Consider the following 15,963-nt stretch of genomic DNA (forward strand, 5'->3'; position numbering starts at 1 on the left):
ATGGAGTCGTGCCCCTTTGGCCCGGAAGTTCCTGTATGTCGTCGCGTTTTTCACAGCCCTGGCGATCGCGGGAATGATCGCCTTCTCCTTCTTCGGCCCCCGGCTGATGCAGAGCGCACTGGTGCCGCATGTCGGGTTCAGCGAACCGCCTGCCCTGCCCGCCAATTTCTATGCGGGCGGCGATGGATGGATCAGCCGGCCGGACGGGCGCCGCGACGATCCCGCTAGCTGGCAACCGGCCGCGAAGCTTGCCGAGGCAGCGCCTGCCCAGAAGGCGGCGATCTTCTTCGTCCATCCCACCAGCTCATTCGAGACCCTCCACTGGAACGCCCCGATCAACGACCGCATCGCAAAGGCGCAGGCCGGGCGGTTCGTGCGCATTCAGGCCAGCGCTTTCGCCGCGGCGGGCGATGTCTGGGCGCCGCGCTACCGGCAGGCTGTGTTCGGTGCCTTCCTCACCGAAAAGGCAGACGCCGCGCTGGCGCTGGAGCGAGCCTATGCGGACGTGAAGGCCGCCTTGGCGCAGTTCCTCGCCGCCAACCCGCAAGGGCCGATCATTCTTGCGGCGCACAGTCAGGGCAGTCGCCACCTGCTGCGGCTGCTCCATGACGAGGCTGGCAACACTGCGCTCAAGGCGCGGCTGGTCGCGGCCTATGTCGTCGGCTGGCCGGTTTCCGTGGAACATGATCTGCCAGCGCTGGGCCTGCCCGCCTGCACCGGCCCCGGGACGACCGGCTGCGTGCTGAGTTGGCAAAGCTTTGCCGCGCCGGCAGACACGTCAGCCGTGGAAGCGTCGTTCGACCGCGAGCGCGGACTGGACGGCCAATCGCGCGCCGGGTCGGCCATGCTGTGCACCAATCCGCTCAATGGCGGCGCGGCGCCCGATGCGCCTGGTGATACCAATCTGGGCGTGTTGCGCGGCGATGGCGAGGCGGCGTCGACCGTGCTGCTCACGCCCGGCGAGATCGGCGCGCGCTGCGCTGGTCGTGGCTTCCTGATGCTGGACAGCGCGCCCAAGCTCGGCACCTTCGTGCTGCCGGGCAACAATTACCACGTCTACGACTATCCCCTGTTCTGGGCGAACATCCGCGCCGATGCGCTCGGCCGACTGGCGGCATGGCAGCGCTGATGGTCGGGGAAACGCTGATCACGCTCGACAAGGCGTCCTTCGCGCAGGCGCTGCCGGCTGGCGGACGCCTGCTCGGCATGGACCTTGGCACCCAGACCATCGGCCTTGCCCTGTGCGATGCCGGCTGGAGCATCGCCAGCCCGGCCCATACGCACAAGCGCGGCAAGTTCAGCATGGACCGGGACGTGCTCGCCCAGTTCATCGCCCAGCAGTCGGTCAAGGGCCTCGTTATCGGCCTGCCGCTCAACATGGATGGCAGCGAGAGCCCGCGCAGTCAGGCCGCCCGCGCCTTTGCCCGCAACATCGCCGTACTCGGCCTGCCCGTGCTGCTGTGGGACGAGCGCTGGTCGACCGTCGCTGCCGAGCGGGCGATGATCGCGCAGGACATGAGCCGGGCCAAGCGCGCTGAAAAGATCGACGCCCACGCCGCCGCCCTCATCCTGCAGGGGGCCATTGACGGCCTGACAATGGGCTGACCGGCGCATGACGGAAACGCACATCGTCTGGGGCTGGCTGGTGCTGATCAACCTCATCACCCTCGCCGCCTTTCGCCATGACAAGCAGCGCGCCATGGCCGGGGGACCGCGCATGCGCGAGCGCGATCTGCTGACCCTGGCGGCGATCGGCGGGACGATCGGCGCCTGGCTCGCCATGCGGCTCTTCCGTCACAAGACGCGCAAGCGGGACTTCTCCCGCGCACTGTTCCTCATCGCCGCCGCCCAGTGCGCGCTCATCATCCTGCTCGATCTCAATGCCTGGACAACCCCGAGCTGATACATCAGCGCTTGAGTCCGCCCCGCCGCTCCACTAACGAGGCGCTTTAATGACAATATCGCCCTCTCCCGCCACCGGCCTCATCGGCCGGGACAATTTTCCGCACCGGCATCTGGTGGGAATCGCCAATCTGGCGCCGCATGAAATCCGCTTTCTGCTGGATGAAGCCGAGCAATGGGCATCGCTCAACCGCGCCGGTAGCCGCAAGCATGACGGGCGCCTCGCCGGCCTCACGCAGATGAACGCCTTCTTCGAGAACAGCACGCGCACGCTGCTCTCCTTCGAGGTGGCGGGCAAGCGGCTGGGCGCGGACGTGGTGAACATGCACGCCGCCCAATCGAGCGTGAAGAAGGGCGAGACGCTCATCGATACCGCCGTGACGCTCAACTCGATGCGCGCCGACGTGATGGTGATCCGCCACATGAGTTCGGGCGCCGTGCAGTTGATCGCCGACATGGTGGATTGCCCCGTGCTCAATGCCGGCGATGGCCGCCACGAGCACCCGACGCAGGCGCTGCTCGACGCGCTGACCATAAGGCGGCGCAAAGGCAGCTTCGAGGGGCTGATCGTCACGATATGCGGCGACATTCTCCACAGCCGCGTCGCCCGCTCCAACATGCTCTGCCTCACGGCCTTGGGCGCGCAAGTGCGTGTCTGCGCGCCGCCGACGCTGATGCCCCCGGCGGTGGAGCGCTATCGGGTCACGCCGTTCCATGATTTCAACGCCGCGCTGGATGGCGCGGATGTGGTGATGATGCTGCGCATTCAGAATGAGCGGATGGACGGGGCCTTCATCCCCTCGGCCCGCGAATTTCACGCGCTCTATGGCCTCACGCCCGAGCGGCTGAAGCGCGCCAAGCCGGACGCGATCATCATGCACCCCGGCCCGATGAACCGGGGCGTGGAAATCGTGAGCAGCGTGGCGGACGATCCGGATCGCTCGGCGATCACCGAGCAGGTCGAGATGGGGGTCGCTATGCGCATGGCCTGCCTCGATGTCCTCACCCGCACAGCCCGGGGAGTCGAAGGATGGGCCTGACCGCGATCATCAACGCACGCCTGTGCGATCCGACCGCCAGCGCCCTCTCCGAAGGCACGCTGCTCGTTGAAGACGCGACGATCGCAGCCGTCGGCGCGGTAAAGGTGCCCGACGGTGCCGAGATCGTCGATGCCAAGGGCATGATCCTCGCGCCGGGCATCATCGATCTGGGCGTGTTCCGCACCGACAAGCCCGCCTTCCACTTCGCCGGCATCACCCGCGCCGCGCTGATGCCGGACCAGTCGCCCGTTCTCGATGAGCCGGGGCTGATCCAGCACGCCGCCCGGGCCGGCAAGCCGGACTTCTGGGTACATCCGCTCGGCGCCGCAACGCGCGGCCTCGAGGGGCGCGAACTGGCGGAAATGGCGCTGATGAAGTCTGCTGGCGCCCGCGCCATCGCGACCGGCCGGCGCTGGATCGCCGACTCGGGCGTGATGCTGCGCGTGCTGCATTATGCCGCTGCGCTCGACCTGGTGGTCATTACCCATGCCGAGGATGGCGGGCTGACGGCCAATGCCGTGGCGACGCATGGCGAGACGGCCTCGCGCCTCGGCCTGCCCAGCGCCCCGGCCAGTGCCGAAGCGATGGCCATCGCGCGGGATATCGCGCTGGCGCGGGAGGCAGGCGCACGCCTGCATGTCCGCCTCGTCACCACCGCGGCGGGCTTCGCGCTCATTCGCGCGGCGAAGGCCGAAGGGTTGAAGGTGACCTGCGGCACCAGCCCCTCCTACCTCTTCCTCAACGATGCGGCGGTGAGCGATTTCCGCACCTTCGCACGCCTCTCCCCGCCACTGCGCGATGAGCGGGATCGGCTTGCCACGATCGAGGCGGTCGCGGATGGCACCGTCGACGTGCTGTGCTCGGGCCACGATCCGCGCGGCCCGGAAGACAAGCGCCTGCCCTTCGCGGACGCCCTGCCTGGCATCGCCGGCGCCGAGACGCTGCTCCCGCTCGCGCTCAATCTGGTGCGTGAAGGCAAGATGACCGAAACCCGGATGATGGCCCTGCTCGCGGCCAATCCCGCCGCGATCCTCGGCCTCGACGCGGGACGGCTGGCGCCGGGCGCGCCGGCGGACCTCATCCTCATCGCGCCTGATACGCCCTGGATCGTCGATCCGGCCAAAATGGCAGCGGCGGCCGGCAACACGCCGTTCGACAAGCTGCCGGCTCAGGGCCGGGCGCGGATGATCATGAAAGGCGGCGTGATCCGCTGAGCGGATCGCCCAACTGCCCCATCACCGCGACGCGAATTGCGACCCGCCGGCCGAGGCGCCAGCGCGCGCCATGCGCGATGCATTGCTGTCATCGCGGCGCACATAACAAGCCTGCCCTTCGCCGCGCAGAGTCTGGCACAGCGAACCGGCAGCGAACCGGCTGGCAAAGCCACCCACCGCCACGCGATGGAAGGTGCGCCCATTGACACTCGCGGCGGTAACGATCTCGCGATAGCCAGCCAGGCGCGGGTTGCGGCGCATGGCCTGCCATTTCACCCGCGCCATCGTGGCGCTGTCGAAGGCGCCGAGCTGGATCACCCAGTCGCCCGAAGCACGACCCGGCCTGGTCGGCAGGACCGGCACCGCGCGAGACGCGGTGGCAATCTTCACCCCCATCGACGGGCTGGATGCAGCAGGCGCAAAGGCCATCTGAGCGATGCTCGGCGCTCTCGGCGCCGGCTGCAAGACCAGTAGAGGCGCCGCTGAAAGAATCTCGGCGGACGGCGCGCCCAAGGGGGTGTTCGCCGAGGACGCGATGGGAGGATTGGCTTTTGCCGGGCCAGCCGGGTCTGAGGACCGGCTCGAGGGCGGGATCGCGACCGATTGAACGGCGGGTGCTGCGCGCGCAGCATCGGCCGCTGCCGCAGGTGCAGCCGCTTCAGCCGTCTTCGCCGGCGACGGGGCGACATCCTTTGGGGGCGTCAGTTCCGCAACGGCGGGAAGCTCGAAGCTGCGCAGTGCGAGGCGAGACGGCATCCCGGCATCGTCGGCACGGGGCGCAACCCCAGTCAGGGCAGCCACCCGCGCGCCGGATTCAGCCTGCGCCACAGCCCGAGACCAGCGCCCGATGCGCTGCTCGGCCTCTTTGGCGGACAGATCCTGCCCGGCGATCAGCCGTGCCTGCCCCCAGGCGCCACCCAGCGCCAAGGCAAAGGCGAGGTTCTGCCGTGTCTGTGCCGAGGCGTCAGGTTGGCGCGCGGCGTAAACGAGCGCGCGCACGCCCTCCTGCACGTCGCCAGCAATGGCCATGGCGAGACCATAGTCCGAGGCGGGCAGCGTGGCAGCGTTGTCGGCGAGCAAAGCCTGGGCCGTGCTGTCATTGCCCAGCGCAGTCTCGCACAGGGCCAAGCTGATGATCGTGCGGACATCGCTGTTGCCCAGCGCCATGGCGTCCGTAAACGCCGCCTGCGCCGAGCGATAGCGGCCATTGGCAAGATAGGCACGGCCCAGCAAGACGCGATGGTCTGCAGCAGCCGGCTCGGCGGCGACCAGCGCCTCGGCCAGGTCGAGCGCGTGGGCGAACTTGCGATCCGCGAGCGCTGACTCGATCTTGGGCGAAAGTTGCGCAACCGAGGGCGTCGCGCGCGCGCTATGGGACTGGAGACCCAGCTGTGCGCAGCCGCCCAGCGCCACGCTGGAGAGCGTCACCGTCACCAGCAGCAAAGGCATTTTTACGGAGCGCGCCATATGCCTCACGCCTCCAGTCCCGAGCTGGATTCAATCTCTTCGGCGAGCGCCTGCACATGCGCGTCGGCGGCAATCATCTGATCCAGCGCCTCGATGAGAAGCTGCTGGGCGGAGCGCTTCGAGACCGCGCTCAGCAGGCGCAGGCGCAGGTGCCTCTCGCTATCGATCCGCAGCGTGAACGCCGCCTTGCGCCCGACGCCCGCCAGACTGGCCGGGCGCTTGGACGGGACTTTCGGCGGCGTGACGCGCAGGCTGATTTGCTCGGCGAGGGCCAGCATCTGCTGCTTGGCCGGCGAGACCGGCGCCGGGTCGCTCTCAGCCACGGACACATTGGCGTTGATCGGCACCGCAGCGTCCGTCCCGGTGGCCAGCGCTGGCATGTGGGGGGCAGCGCCCTCCCCCATGTCATTCCAGCCAAGGTCATCATGGACGGTCGGGGCGGTCGAAAGACCCGGCAGCGCCGGGCGACGCATGGCCGGGCGCGCAGTGCCCCGCCGCGCGAGCAGGCTCGCCGTCAGCGATGCCGCAGGGCGCGGCTCGGTCATCGAATTATCGCGATTCATCCCTGCACCACCCGACGCCCGAAGCCCGTCTGGCGCGACATGGCCGCTGCGACATGGCTGGGCGAAAACACTGTCCGCCGGAAATTCCGCTCGAGCCGATCGGCCACATAGCTCCACAGCTGCTCGACTTCCTGCGCCGAGCGTCCCTTGGGATCGAAGTCCATCACCGTGCGCCCATCGATCATCGAGGACGCAAAATCGGTGCGCTGGTGAATGGTGACGGGTGCCACCGTGCCGTGCTGCGAAAGCGCAATCGCGGCTTCCGAGGTGATGCGCGCCCGCGGCGTTGCGGCATTGACAACGAAGATGAGCGGCTTGCCGGCGCGCTCGCACAGGTCAACCGTCGCGCCCACGGCACGCAGATCGTGCGGGCTGGGCCGGGTCGGCACCACGATCAGCTCGGCGACGCCGATGACGCTCTGAATGGCCATGGTGATCGCCGGCGGCGTATCGATGACCGCCAGCTTGAACCCCTGCTGACGCAGCGCCTCAAGATCGCCGGCGAGACGCGCGACGCTTGTCTGGGCAAAGGCGGGATAATCGTCGCTGCGCTCGTTCCACCAATCGGAGAGCGAACCCTGCGGATCGATATCGATAAGGACGACCGGCCCCGCGCCAGCGCGCTGCGCCTGAACCGCAAGATGGCCAGACAGCGTGGTCTTTCCCGAACCGCCCTTCTGAGATGCTAGCGCCAATATCCGCACGACATTCCCCCGCTCGATCATGGATCGGGCAAGGAAATCTCACGCTTCCCTCTAAGATTCGGTTAAGTGCGCTGCCCGCCGCGCGGGAGATAGAGGGCTAACCCATCACCCACTGCGCCCGAGCAATGCCCAAAGCATGCAGCAGGACGCTGAGGTCACCCCGCTCGATAGCGGCATCGGCAGCCGCCCGTGTCTTGGGCTTGGCATGATAGGCAACGCCTAGCCCGGCCGACTCAATCATCGGAATATCGTTCGCCCCGTCACCGATGGCGATGGATTGCGCGGGCGACAATCCGCCCTGCTCCGCCGCCCCGAGCAGTTCGGCACGCTTGCGTGCGGCATCGACAATCGGTTCGCCGACCGTGCCAGCGAGCTTGCCGTCGGCGATGTGCAGGGTGTTGGCAATGGCGACATCGAACCCGATCTCCTGCGCGACCGGCTTGGCGAACGGCACGAAGCCGCCGGACACCAGGATCGTGCGCGCGCCGCGCGACTGCAGGGTCTGCACCAGTGCCCGTGCGCCAGGCATCAGCCGCACCCGCTCGGCACGGCAGCGATCGATCATGGTCGCGTCCAGACCCTTGAGCAGCGCGACACGGCCGGTCAGCGCCTGCGCGAAATCCAGTTCCCCACGCATTGCTCGCTCTGTGACCGCCGCGATCTCGTCCTTGAGCCCTGCATAATCGGCCAGCTCGTCGATGCACTCGACGGTGATCATCGTCGAATCCATATCCGCCACGAACAGACGGCAGTCGCGATTGGCCGCCGCGAGCACGAACAGGTCGGCGGGCGGCGCCAGCGCTTCCAGCGCCGCGCGGGCAACGGCCCGGTCGCCGGCGAACGGCAGGTCCGCAGCCTCACCGGCCTCGATCCAGACCGGCGCGGCGACATCGAGACCCGCCTGCGCCAGCGCATCGCGCGCGGCGGTCACGTCCCCCTGCCCAAGTCCGTCATGCGCGACTAAGGTCGCAACCATGTCCCGTCCGTCCGAAATGCCGCCAGCCATGCCTGATCCTGATTCCCTGCCCGAAATGCGCGACCCGGAGCGGCCGCCGGTGGCGCTTATTGCCGGGCCGACAGCCAGCGGCAAGAGCGCAGTGGCGATACGGCTTGCGCGGGCCACGGGCGGCATCATCATCAATGCCGATGCCAGCCAGGTCTATGCGGACCTCAATGTGCTGACCGCGCGCCCGCCCGAGGAGGATCTGGCGCAGGCCCCGCACCGCCTCTTCGGCCATATCGACGGCATGGAAGATTGCTCGGCCGCGCGCTGGGCGCAGGAGGCCAAGGCAGAAATCCATGCCGCCCATGCACAGGGCGTTCCGGCTATTCTGGTGGGCGGCACCGGGCTTTATCTGCACACGCTGCTGCACGGCATCGCGCCGGTCCCGGCCATCGATCCGGCGATCCGCGAGGCCGTGCGAGCGCTGCCGGTGGCACAAAGCTATGCCGCGCTGGAACTGGAAGACCCGGTCAGCGCGGCGCGGCTCAATTCGGCAGATACCTCGCGCGTCGCGCGAGCTCTGGAGGTCGTCCGGTCGACCGGGACGCCGCTCCCCCAATGGCAGGCCCGGCGCGAAGGCGGCCTTGCGGGACACATGCGCATTCACGGTGCGGTGGTGATGCTCCCGCGCGAGGTGCTCGCCGAACGCGCCGAGCAACGGCTGGATCTCATGCTGGCGCATGGCGCCATCGAGGAGGTCGAAGCGCTCGTTCGCCGGGACATTCCATCTGATCGACCGGTGCTGCGCGCACTTGGGGTCCGCGAACTCGCCGCGATGCTGACGGGCCAAATCGACCGGGCGACAGCACGGGCGGCCATCCTCCAGCAGACCATCGCCTATCAAAAGCGGCAGCGGACCTGGGCTCGGGGCCGGCAAGCCGGCTGGACGACCATCCATCCGCAGGCTGCGGTGACCATCGAAGACCTCAACAGCATCGCGCCGGAAGCCCATTAACGGCCACCTACCCGTCTGTGCCAAAACCGGACACGGCTTTCGACGTGCAAGATGAACGCTTCAACGCTCTGATAAATGGTATAAAGGCCGTTCATCTTTCGCCATCCCGCACCGACGGAGACCTGTTTCATGCTCAAGCGTTCGTCCCTTGCCATCGCGCTCGGCCTCGCCGCGTTCGCGAGCGCCCCCGCCCTCGCATCCGGCGATGCCGCTGCGGGCCTTGAAGCGCTCAAGAACTATAATCTCATCGTGCTGGGTGACGTAAACCTGAAGCATGATGTCGAGGGCAAGATGCTGGTCGGCGGCAACCTGACCGGCGCGAGTCAGGTCGGCATCGGCAATTCGAGCCAGGGCCAGACAAAGAATGCGGGCATTCCCGTTCTGACTGTAGGCGGCAATATCTCCAATGCCGACATCAAGGTGCATAACGGGTCCAATGGCGGCGTCGGCACCATCGCCAGCGGCGGCAGCGCCTCGGTCGCCGGCAATGTCAGCAACAGCTGGCTGACGATGAACTCGACGCCCCGCACCGTGACGGTTGGCGGCAACTTCACCGGCAGCAATCCCAACATCGGCAATGGCGACGTCTATACGATTGGCGGCAGCTTCTCCGGCGGGACGATCAACCAGAGTGGCGGCACGCTGAATGTCGGCGGCACGGCATCGGGCAATTTCAACGGCGGCACGCGCAACTTCAATCTCGCCTCCGGCAATTCCGGCTATGCGGCCTCGGTCTCGGCACCCATCACGGCGACGGTGACCAAGGTCTCCGACGATGTGCGCGCGCTCTCGACCGCGCTCGCCTCGCTCAACATGGCGAGCAATCCGAGCGGCTTCGACATCACCGGCACGGCCATGACGCTGAACGCCGTGGACAATGGCGCCGGCTATGCGCTGTTCTCCTTCAATGCGGCCGACTTCGCCTCGATCAACAGCCTGAAGTACAACTTCTCGGGCACGACGCCGGTCATCATCAATGTGTTCGGCACCGATGTGAACCTAGGCTTCAACTCCAACGGCGCAAATCAGGCGAACAACCAGCAGGTCATCTGGAACTTCGTGAACGCAGAGACGCTCAACTTCTCCGGCAACATTTTTTATGGCTCGGTCCTGGCGCCCAGCGCCAGCCTGCTGATCCACACCCCGATCGAAGGTTCGGTCGTGGTCGGGCGCTATACTGATGGCAATGGCGGCGAGATCCACCTCGGCACCTTCAACGGCAACCTCAATCTGGTGCCCGTGCCCGAGCCTTCCACCTGGGCGATGATGATCATGGGCCTGGGCCTGACCGGTCTGGCGATGCGTCGCCGCGCGAAGACCGTCGCCTTCGCCTGACGGCCACGATCTTCATCATCCTTGAAAAGCTGGAACGGCGCTGACTTCTGTCGGCGCCGTTTCCATTTGGGCCGCTGGCGAGAGCATGCCCGTCCAATAAAATGTTGCAAATTTTTCCGTTATTGTAATTTTATTACTCAATATTGATTTGACACGGCATTTTATAATCCATAGAGGCACCAACCTTGTCAGGGCAGCTCCTTTCGACAAAGGGCGCTGCTAATGGTTTTCAAGGAGTTTCCCGTGGCCGAGAGAAGCGGCGCCGACATTCTGGTTCAATGCCTGCTCGATCTGGGGGTCGACACCGTGTTCGGCTATCCCGGCGGCGCGGTGCTGCCGATCTATGATACGATCTACGATCACCCGAAGATCCAGCACATTCTCGTCCGCCACGAGCAGGCTGCGGCGCACGCCGCCGAGGGCTATGCCCGTTCGACCGGCAAGCCCGGCGTCGTGCTCGTCACATCCGGCCCCGGCGCGACCAACGCGATCACCGGCATAACCGATGCGCTGATGGACTCCATTCCGATGGTCGTCATCACGGGGCAGGTGCCCACGTCGCTGATCGGCACGGACGCATTTCAGGAAGCCGATACGGTCGGCCTCACGCGCCACTGCACCAAGCATAATTACCTGGTGAAGAGCCCGGCCGATCTGGCCGGTACGGTGCACGAAGCCTTCTATATCGCCACCTCCGGCCGCCCCGGCCCGGTCGTGATCGATATTCCCAAGGACGTGCAGGTTGCCACCGCCGCCTATGAGAAGCCGTCGCTCAACGCCCATCCCAGCTACCGGCCGCAGACCGAGCCGGACGCGGAGATGATCGACAAGGCCGTCGCGCTCATTCTCGATGCCAAGCAGCCTGTCCTCTATACGGGTGGTGGCGTCATCAACTCCGGCCCTGCCGCCAGCGAAGCGCTGCGGGCGCTGGCCGACATGCTCGGCGCACCGGCCACCTCGACGCTGATGGGGCTGGGCGCCTACCCCGCCTCATCGTCGCAATGGCTGGGCATGCTGGGGATGCATGGCACATACGAAGCCAATTTCGCGATGAACAAGGCTGATCTCATTCTGGCGCTGGGTTCGCGGTTCGATGACCGCGTGACCGGCCGGCTGGATGCGTTCGCCCCGCTCAGCAAGAAGATCCATGTCGATATCGACCGCGGCTCGATCAACAAGATCGTGCCGGTGGACGTGCCCGTTGTCGCCGATGTCGGCCGCGCGATCGAGGCGATCATCGCTGGCCTCAAGGCGCGCGGGTTCAAGAAGCCCGATTACAGCGGCTGGTGGTCGCAGATCGACGAGTGGCGCGCACGCAAGAGCCTCGATTATGTCGAGACCGGCGAGGAGATCATGCCGCAGCGGGCCATTGCCGAGCTTTACAACGCGACGCGCGACCGCGACACGATCATCACGACCGAAGTCGGCCAGCACCAGATGTGGGCGGCGCAGCACTATCATTTCGAGGAGCCGAACAAGTGGCTCACCTCAGGTGGGCTCGGCACCATGGGTTATGGCTTCCCCGCCGCGATCGGCGCCCAGCTCGGCAACCCCGATGCGCTGGTGATCGACGTGGCCGGTGATGCTTCGATCCAGATGAACATCCAGGAGCTTGGTACGGCGATCCAGTATCGCCTGCCGGTCAAGATCTTCATCCTGAACAACGAATATATGGGCATGGTTCGTCAGTGGCAGGAACTCACCTATGAGAGCCGCTATTCGCACAGCTATTCGGACAGCCTGCCCGATTTCGTGAAGCTGGCCGAAGCCTATGGCGCGACCGGCATTCGCATCGAGACTATGGACGAGCTGATCCCCGGCATCCGCCGGATGATCGACACGCCGGGCCCGGTCATTGTCGATTGCCGGGTGGCCAAGCTCTCCAACTGCTTCCCGATGATCCCGTCTGGTGCGGCGCATACCGATATGCTGCTCGACCCCAGCCAGGTCTCCGGGACGATGGACGACGAGGCCAGGGCACTGGTCTGATGACCCAGCCCGTCCGCCTTCGCCTCCATGTCAGCGAGCCGTTCGATTTCGAGCGGCACAATGAGAGTGCCGACCTGTTCGGGACGACGCGCGACCATGGCGACGAGGATGCGGGCGAGTGGGTGATCGAACTGGAAAGCCGGTTTCAATTCAACGAGCGGGATTATGACAGCGTTCTGGTGTCGCCCCGCTATGTTGGAGAGCCGCTGCGCCGGGTGTTCGATGCGATGCTGGGCGAACCGGTGCGCATCGCCCACCGCACGCCCGAGGGCTGGCATTATGCGATGACGGGCATGCTCTCGGTCGCGCCGCCAGCCAGTGACGGCCCGGCCGGGACGCCAGACGATCCAACCGGTCTCTGACCGACCTGATTTTGAACTCATTGCGATTTCTTGACGAGGACGAAGAGTGATGCACATCCGCCAGGAGGACAGCGAACGCCATGTGCTGTCCGTCACGGTCACCAACGAGGCAGGCATTCTCGCGCGGATCGCGGGTCTGTTTTCGGCACGCGGCTATAATATCGAGAGCCTGACCGTCGCGGACGTGAGCGCGGACCATAAGGTCAGCCGCATCACCATCGTGACCAATGGCCCCCCGCGCGTGATCGACCAGATCATTGCCCAGCTGGAGCGACTTGTGCCGGTGCACAAGGTGACCGACCTCACCGAAATCGGCCCCTTCGTGGAGCGCGAACTGGCGCTGGTGAAGGTCGCCGGCACTGGCGAGGCGCGCATCGAGGCGCTGCGGCTGGCGGACGTGTTCCGCGCCAAGGTGGTGGACACCACGCTGGAGAGCTTCGTTTTCGAGATCACCGGGCCGAGCAGCAAGGTCGATACGTTCGTCGGCCTGATGCGCGAGCTGGGGCTCGTTGAAGTGGGCCGCACCGGCGTTGTCGGGATGCTGCGGGGCGCCGCCGCCTGAATTTAGCCAGTCCACCCCGCAGAAAACCGCGACACCGGCTTGGCTTTGCCGGCTGAAAGGTGCAGGAGCGGTCCGCCGGCGGGGGCCGACACGAGATTTTTTACATGGATGCCGACACAGGTCGGCCCGACGAACTGAAAGAGAAGGGTTCTGGGAAATGCGTGTTTATTACGATCGCGATGCCGATATCGGCCTCATCAAGGGCAAGAAGGTCGCCATCCTCGGCTATGGCAGCCAGGGCCATGCCCATGCGCAGAACCTGCGCGATTCGGGCGTTGCTGAAGTCGCGATCGCGCTGCGTCCCGGCTCGCCCTCGGCTACCAAGGCGGAAGGCGCCGGCTTCAAGGTGCTCGCGAATGCGGATGCTGCCAAGTGGGCCGACGTGCTGATGATCCTCGCACCCGACGAACATCAGGCCGCCATCTACGAGAACGACATCAAGGGCAATCTGCGCCCCGGCGCCGCGCTGGCATTCGCGCACGGCCTCAACGTCCACTTCGGCCTCATCGAGCCGCCGGCAGATGTCGACGTGATCATGATCGCGCCCAAGGGTCCGGGTCACACCGTGCGCGGCGAATATGTGAAGGGCGGCGGTGTGCCGTGCCTCATCGCCGTTCATCAGGACGCGACCGGCAATGCCCATGACATCGCCCTCTCCTACGCCTCGGGCGTCGGTGGCGGTCGCTCGGGCATTATCGAGACCAACTTCAAGGAAGAGTGCGAGACCGACCTTTTCGGCGAGCAGGCTGTGCTGTGCGGTGGCTTGACCCACCTCATCCAGGCCGGGTTCGAGACGCTGGTGGAAGCCGGTTACGCGCCGGAAATGGCCTATTTCGAATGCCTCCACGAGGTGAAGCTGATCGTCGACCTGATGTATGAGGGCGGCATCGCCAACATGCGCTACTCGATCTCCAACACGGCCGAATATGGCGACATCACCACCGGTCCGCGCATCATCACCGAAGAGACCAAGTGGGAGATGAAGAAGGTACTGGAGGACATCCAGTCCGGCCGCTTCGTCAAGAACTTCGTGCTCGACAACCGCGCCGGCCAGCCGGAGCTGAAGGCCAGCCGCAAGGCGGCTGCCGCTCACCCGATCGAGCAGACCGGTGCCCAGTTGCGCGCCATGATGCCCTGGATCGGCGCCAACAAGCTGGTGGATCAGGCCAAGAACTGAGCTTTTCCGGCATAGTCCAGATATGGGGCGGCGGACCGTTGGTTCGCCGCCCTTTCTGTTACGCGCTGTCCTTCACCAGATCGGCCAGCGCCTGCCATGGCGCGATATTCCAATAGCGCCGCGCCGAGCCGGACGGCGAAGGCAGCACGAACAGCCGCGTCGTCCCAATGCGCTCGCTCTGTTCGCCCAGCGCGATCCGGCCCGTCGGGCGATCGAGCAGACGGCTGGCGCCGGTCTTGCTGGTGAAGGCGAGGACTGCGGGCTGATAGCGCAGCATTTTTTGGCGCAGCACCGCCCCATCCAGCGCGTCGGCCGGAAGCTCGGCATCATTGCCAAAATGGCCCTTGGCGAGATCGGTAAGGCCGATGCCCAGATCCAGCAATCGCGGATAATCGCCCGGCGAGAACCGCTCCGGCGTCAGCCCGACCTCGTGCAGCGTGCGCCAGAACAAATTGGTCGGATTGGCATAATAAGCGCGCGCCTGCGCCGACTGGCGCCCGAGCGCCGTTCCGCAGAAGACCAGCCGCAAGCCCGGCGCCAACAGGTCCGGCACGGTGAAGTCATCCGGCAACGGACCTGATCTGGGCAAAACCATCATGCCCCTCATGTAGGCCGCAGAGGACCGCCCGGTAAGGGGATGAGATGAAAACGCCTCCCCGTCGTGCAGAGAGGCGTTTCGGGATCGCGTCAGACGTTGTTGGCCTCGGCAGGCGGCAGCACCACCGGCTCGCCGCGCGTCTTCCACAGTGAGTAGAATACGCCGCCCGCCAGAATGACGAAGGTGACGCTGAGCGACACCACCGGCGGGATCTTGGCGATGCCGAGCGCATCGGCCAAGACGATCTTGGAGCCGATGAACACCAGCAACAGGCTGAGCGCATATTTGAGGTAATGGAAGCGATGCACCATCGCCGCCAGGGCGAAATAGAGCGCGCGCAGGCCCAGAATGGCGAAGATGTTCGAGGTGTAGACGATGAATGGATCGGTGGTGATGGCGAAGATCGCCGGCACCGAATCCACCGCGAACACCACGTCGACGAACTCGACCATCAGCAGCGCCAGGAACAGCGGCGTCATGTAACGGACCGTCCGCCCTGTCGCACCATCAGGCAGCTTCACCCAGAAGTGATTGCCGTGCAGCTCCTCCGTCACCCGGAAGCGGCGCTTGATCCACCGCAGCACGGGCGATTTGCCGACCTCATATTCGGCTTCTGCATTGCGCCACATCTTGATGCCGGTGAAGATGAGAAAGGCGGCGAAGACATACAGCACCCAATCCCAGCGTTGCACGGCAGCGGCACCGAAGCCGATCATGAGCGCGCGGAGCACGATGACGCCGAGAATACCCCAGAACAGCACGCGGTGCTGGTACAGGCGCGGAATGCCGAAATAGGTGAAGATCATCGCGATGACGAAGACATTGTCCATCGCCAGGCTCTTCTCGACCACGAAGCCCGTGACGTAATTCAGCCCCGCCGTCGGCCCAAGCTGCCACCAGATCCAGCCGCCAAAGGCGAGACCGAGCGTGATGTAGAAGGCGGACATGGCGAGGCTCTCGCGCACGCCGATCTCCTTTTCCTCCTTGTGCAGCACGCCCAGATCGAAGACCAGCAGCGCCAGCACGAGGCCCATGAACATGAGCCACATCCAGGCCGGCTTGCCGAGCCAGAGAATATCGAGAAATTCCATG

General features: G+C 65.7%; 17 protein-coding genes. 11 read left to right on the forward strand and 6 right to left on the reverse strand.

Annotation, left to right across the window (positions count from 1 at the left end):
* Positions 1-16: 16 nt before the first annotated feature.
* From M2343_RS06775 to M2343_RS06795, 5 genes are read left to right on the forward strand one after another with little or no spacing between them, the layout of a single operon-like run.
* Positions 17-1,129, forward strand: a complete 1,113-nt coding sequence (locus M2343_RS06775) for a DUF3089 domain-containing protein (RefSeq protein WP_264576063.1) — start codon at positions 17-19, stop codon at positions 1,127-1,129.
* Positions 1,129-1,605, forward strand: a complete 477-nt coding sequence (ruvX, locus tag M2343_RS06780) for a Holliday junction resolvase RuvX (protein ID WP_413716044.1) — start codon at positions 1,129-1,131, stop codon at positions 1,603-1,605. The genes M2343_RS06775 and ruvX overlap by 1 nt, the downstream gene beginning before the upstream one ends.
* Before the next feature lie 7 nt (positions 1,606-1,612).
* The gene (locus M2343_RS06785) at positions 1,613-1,903 is read left to right on the forward strand and encodes a DUF1294 domain-containing protein (RefSeq protein WP_264576065.1); all 291 of its coding nucleotides are present in this window, start codon (positions 1,613-1,615) and stop codon (positions 1,901-1,903) included.
* 49 nt (positions 1,904-1,952) lie between these two features.
* Positions 1,953-2,942, forward strand: coding sequence for an aspartate carbamoyltransferase catalytic subunit (locus M2343_RS06790; protein ID WP_264569985.1), 990 nt, complete (start codon positions 1,953-1,955; stop codon positions 2,940-2,942).
* The gene (locus tag M2343_RS06795) at positions 2,933-4,156 is read left to right on the forward strand and encodes a dihydroorotase (RefSeq protein ID WP_264576066.1); all 1,224 of its coding nucleotides are present in this window, start codon (positions 2,933-2,935) and stop codon (positions 4,154-4,156) included. The genes M2343_RS06790 and M2343_RS06795 overlap by 10 nt, the downstream gene beginning before the upstream one ends.
* 21 nt (positions 4,157-4,177) lie before the next feature.
* Here M2343_RS06795 and M2343_RS06800 read toward each other — a convergent pair whose 3' ends face one another.
* The 4 genes from M2343_RS06800 to serB form a co-directional block, all read right to left on the reverse strand.
* The gene (locus M2343_RS06800) at positions 4,178-5,623 is read right to left on the reverse strand and encodes an SPOR domain-containing protein (RefSeq protein ID WP_264576067.1); all 1,446 of its coding nucleotides are present in this window, start codon (positions 5,621-5,623) and stop codon (positions 4,178-4,180) included.
* Positions 5,624-5,628: 5 nt separating this feature from the next.
* A complete protein-coding gene (locus M2343_RS06805) occupies positions 5,629-6,186 on the reverse strand; it encodes a hypothetical protein (RefSeq protein WP_264576068.1) in 558 nt (185 codons plus the stop codon).
* Positions 6,183-6,890 carry a ParA family protein gene (locus M2343_RS06810; protein WP_264574857.1) on the reverse strand — a complete coding sequence of 236 codons (708 nt, stop codon included), beginning with the start codon at positions 6,888-6,890 and terminating at the stop codon, positions 6,183-6,185. The genes M2343_RS06805 and M2343_RS06810 overlap by 4 nt, the downstream gene beginning before the upstream one ends.
* 97 nt (positions 6,891-6,987) lie before the next feature.
* Complete coding sequence (gene serB, locus M2343_RS06815) at positions 6,988-7,896, reverse strand: phosphoserine phosphatase SerB (RefSeq protein WP_264576069.1); 909 nt, start codon at positions 7,894-7,896, stop codon at positions 6,988-6,990.
* On the opposite strand from serB, the gene miaA reads away from it, so the two are divergent.
* From miaA to ilvC, 6 genes are all read left to right on the forward strand, one after another.
* Positions 7,895-8,848: a tRNA (adenosine(37)-N6)-dimethylallyltransferase MiaA gene (gene miaA / locus M2343_RS06820; RefSeq protein ID WP_264576070.1), complete on the forward strand. Its 954-nt coding sequence runs from the start codon at positions 7,895-7,897 to the stop codon at positions 8,846-8,848. The two genes, serB and miaA, sit on opposite strands and share 2 nt — an antisense overlap.
* 129 nt (positions 8,849-8,977) lie before the next feature.
* Positions 8,978-10,183: a collagen-binding domain-containing protein gene (locus M2343_RS06825; RefSeq protein ID WP_264572515.1), complete on the forward strand. Its 1,206-nt coding sequence runs from the start codon at positions 8,978-8,980 to the stop codon at positions 10,181-10,183.
* A gap of 243 nt (positions 10,184-10,426) precedes the next feature.
* Complete coding sequence (gene ilvB / locus M2343_RS06830) at positions 10,427-12,172, forward strand: biosynthetic-type acetolactate synthase large subunit (protein ID WP_264576071.1); 1,746 nt, start codon at positions 10,427-10,429, stop codon at positions 12,170-12,172.
* Positions 12,172-12,534: a hypothetical protein gene (locus M2343_RS06835; RefSeq protein WP_264576072.1), complete on the forward strand. Its 363-nt coding sequence runs from the start codon at positions 12,172-12,174 to the stop codon at positions 12,532-12,534. Before ilvB ends, M2343_RS06835 begins: the two co-directional genes overlap by 1 nt.
* Positions 12,535-12,583: 49 nt before the next feature.
* A complete protein-coding gene (gene ilvN / locus M2343_RS06840) occupies positions 12,584-13,096 on the forward strand; it encodes an acetolactate synthase small subunit (RefSeq protein ID WP_181559290.1) in 513 nt (170 codons plus the stop codon).
* A gap of 157 nt (positions 13,097-13,253) precedes the next feature.
* A complete protein-coding gene (ilvC, locus tag M2343_RS06845; RefSeq protein ID WP_181559289.1) occupies positions 13,254-14,273 on the forward strand; it encodes a ketol-acid reductoisomerase in 1,020 nt (339 codons plus the stop codon).
* 58 nt (positions 14,274-14,331) lie between these two features.
* Here ilvC and M2343_RS06850 read toward each other — a convergent pair whose 3' ends face one another.
* Both M2343_RS06850 and M2343_RS06855 read right to left on the reverse strand, forming a co-directional pair.
* Positions 14,332-14,871 carry a mismatch-specific DNA-glycosylase gene (locus M2343_RS06850; RefSeq protein ID WP_264576073.1) on the reverse strand — a complete coding sequence of 180 codons (540 nt, stop codon included), beginning with the start codon at positions 14,869-14,871 and terminating at the stop codon, positions 14,332-14,334.
* 89 nt (positions 14,872-14,960) lie between these two features.
* Complete coding sequence (locus tag M2343_RS06855) at positions 14,961-15,962, reverse strand: TerC family protein (protein WP_264576074.1); 1,002 nt, start codon at positions 15,960-15,962, stop codon at positions 14,961-14,963.
* Between the last annotated feature and the right edge of the window lies 1 nt (position 15,963).

The organism is Sphingobium sp. B8D3B, from assembly GCF_025961875.1.
Taxonomy (GTDB): Bacteria; Pseudomonadota; Alphaproteobacteria; order Sphingomonadales; family Sphingomonadaceae; genus Sphingobium.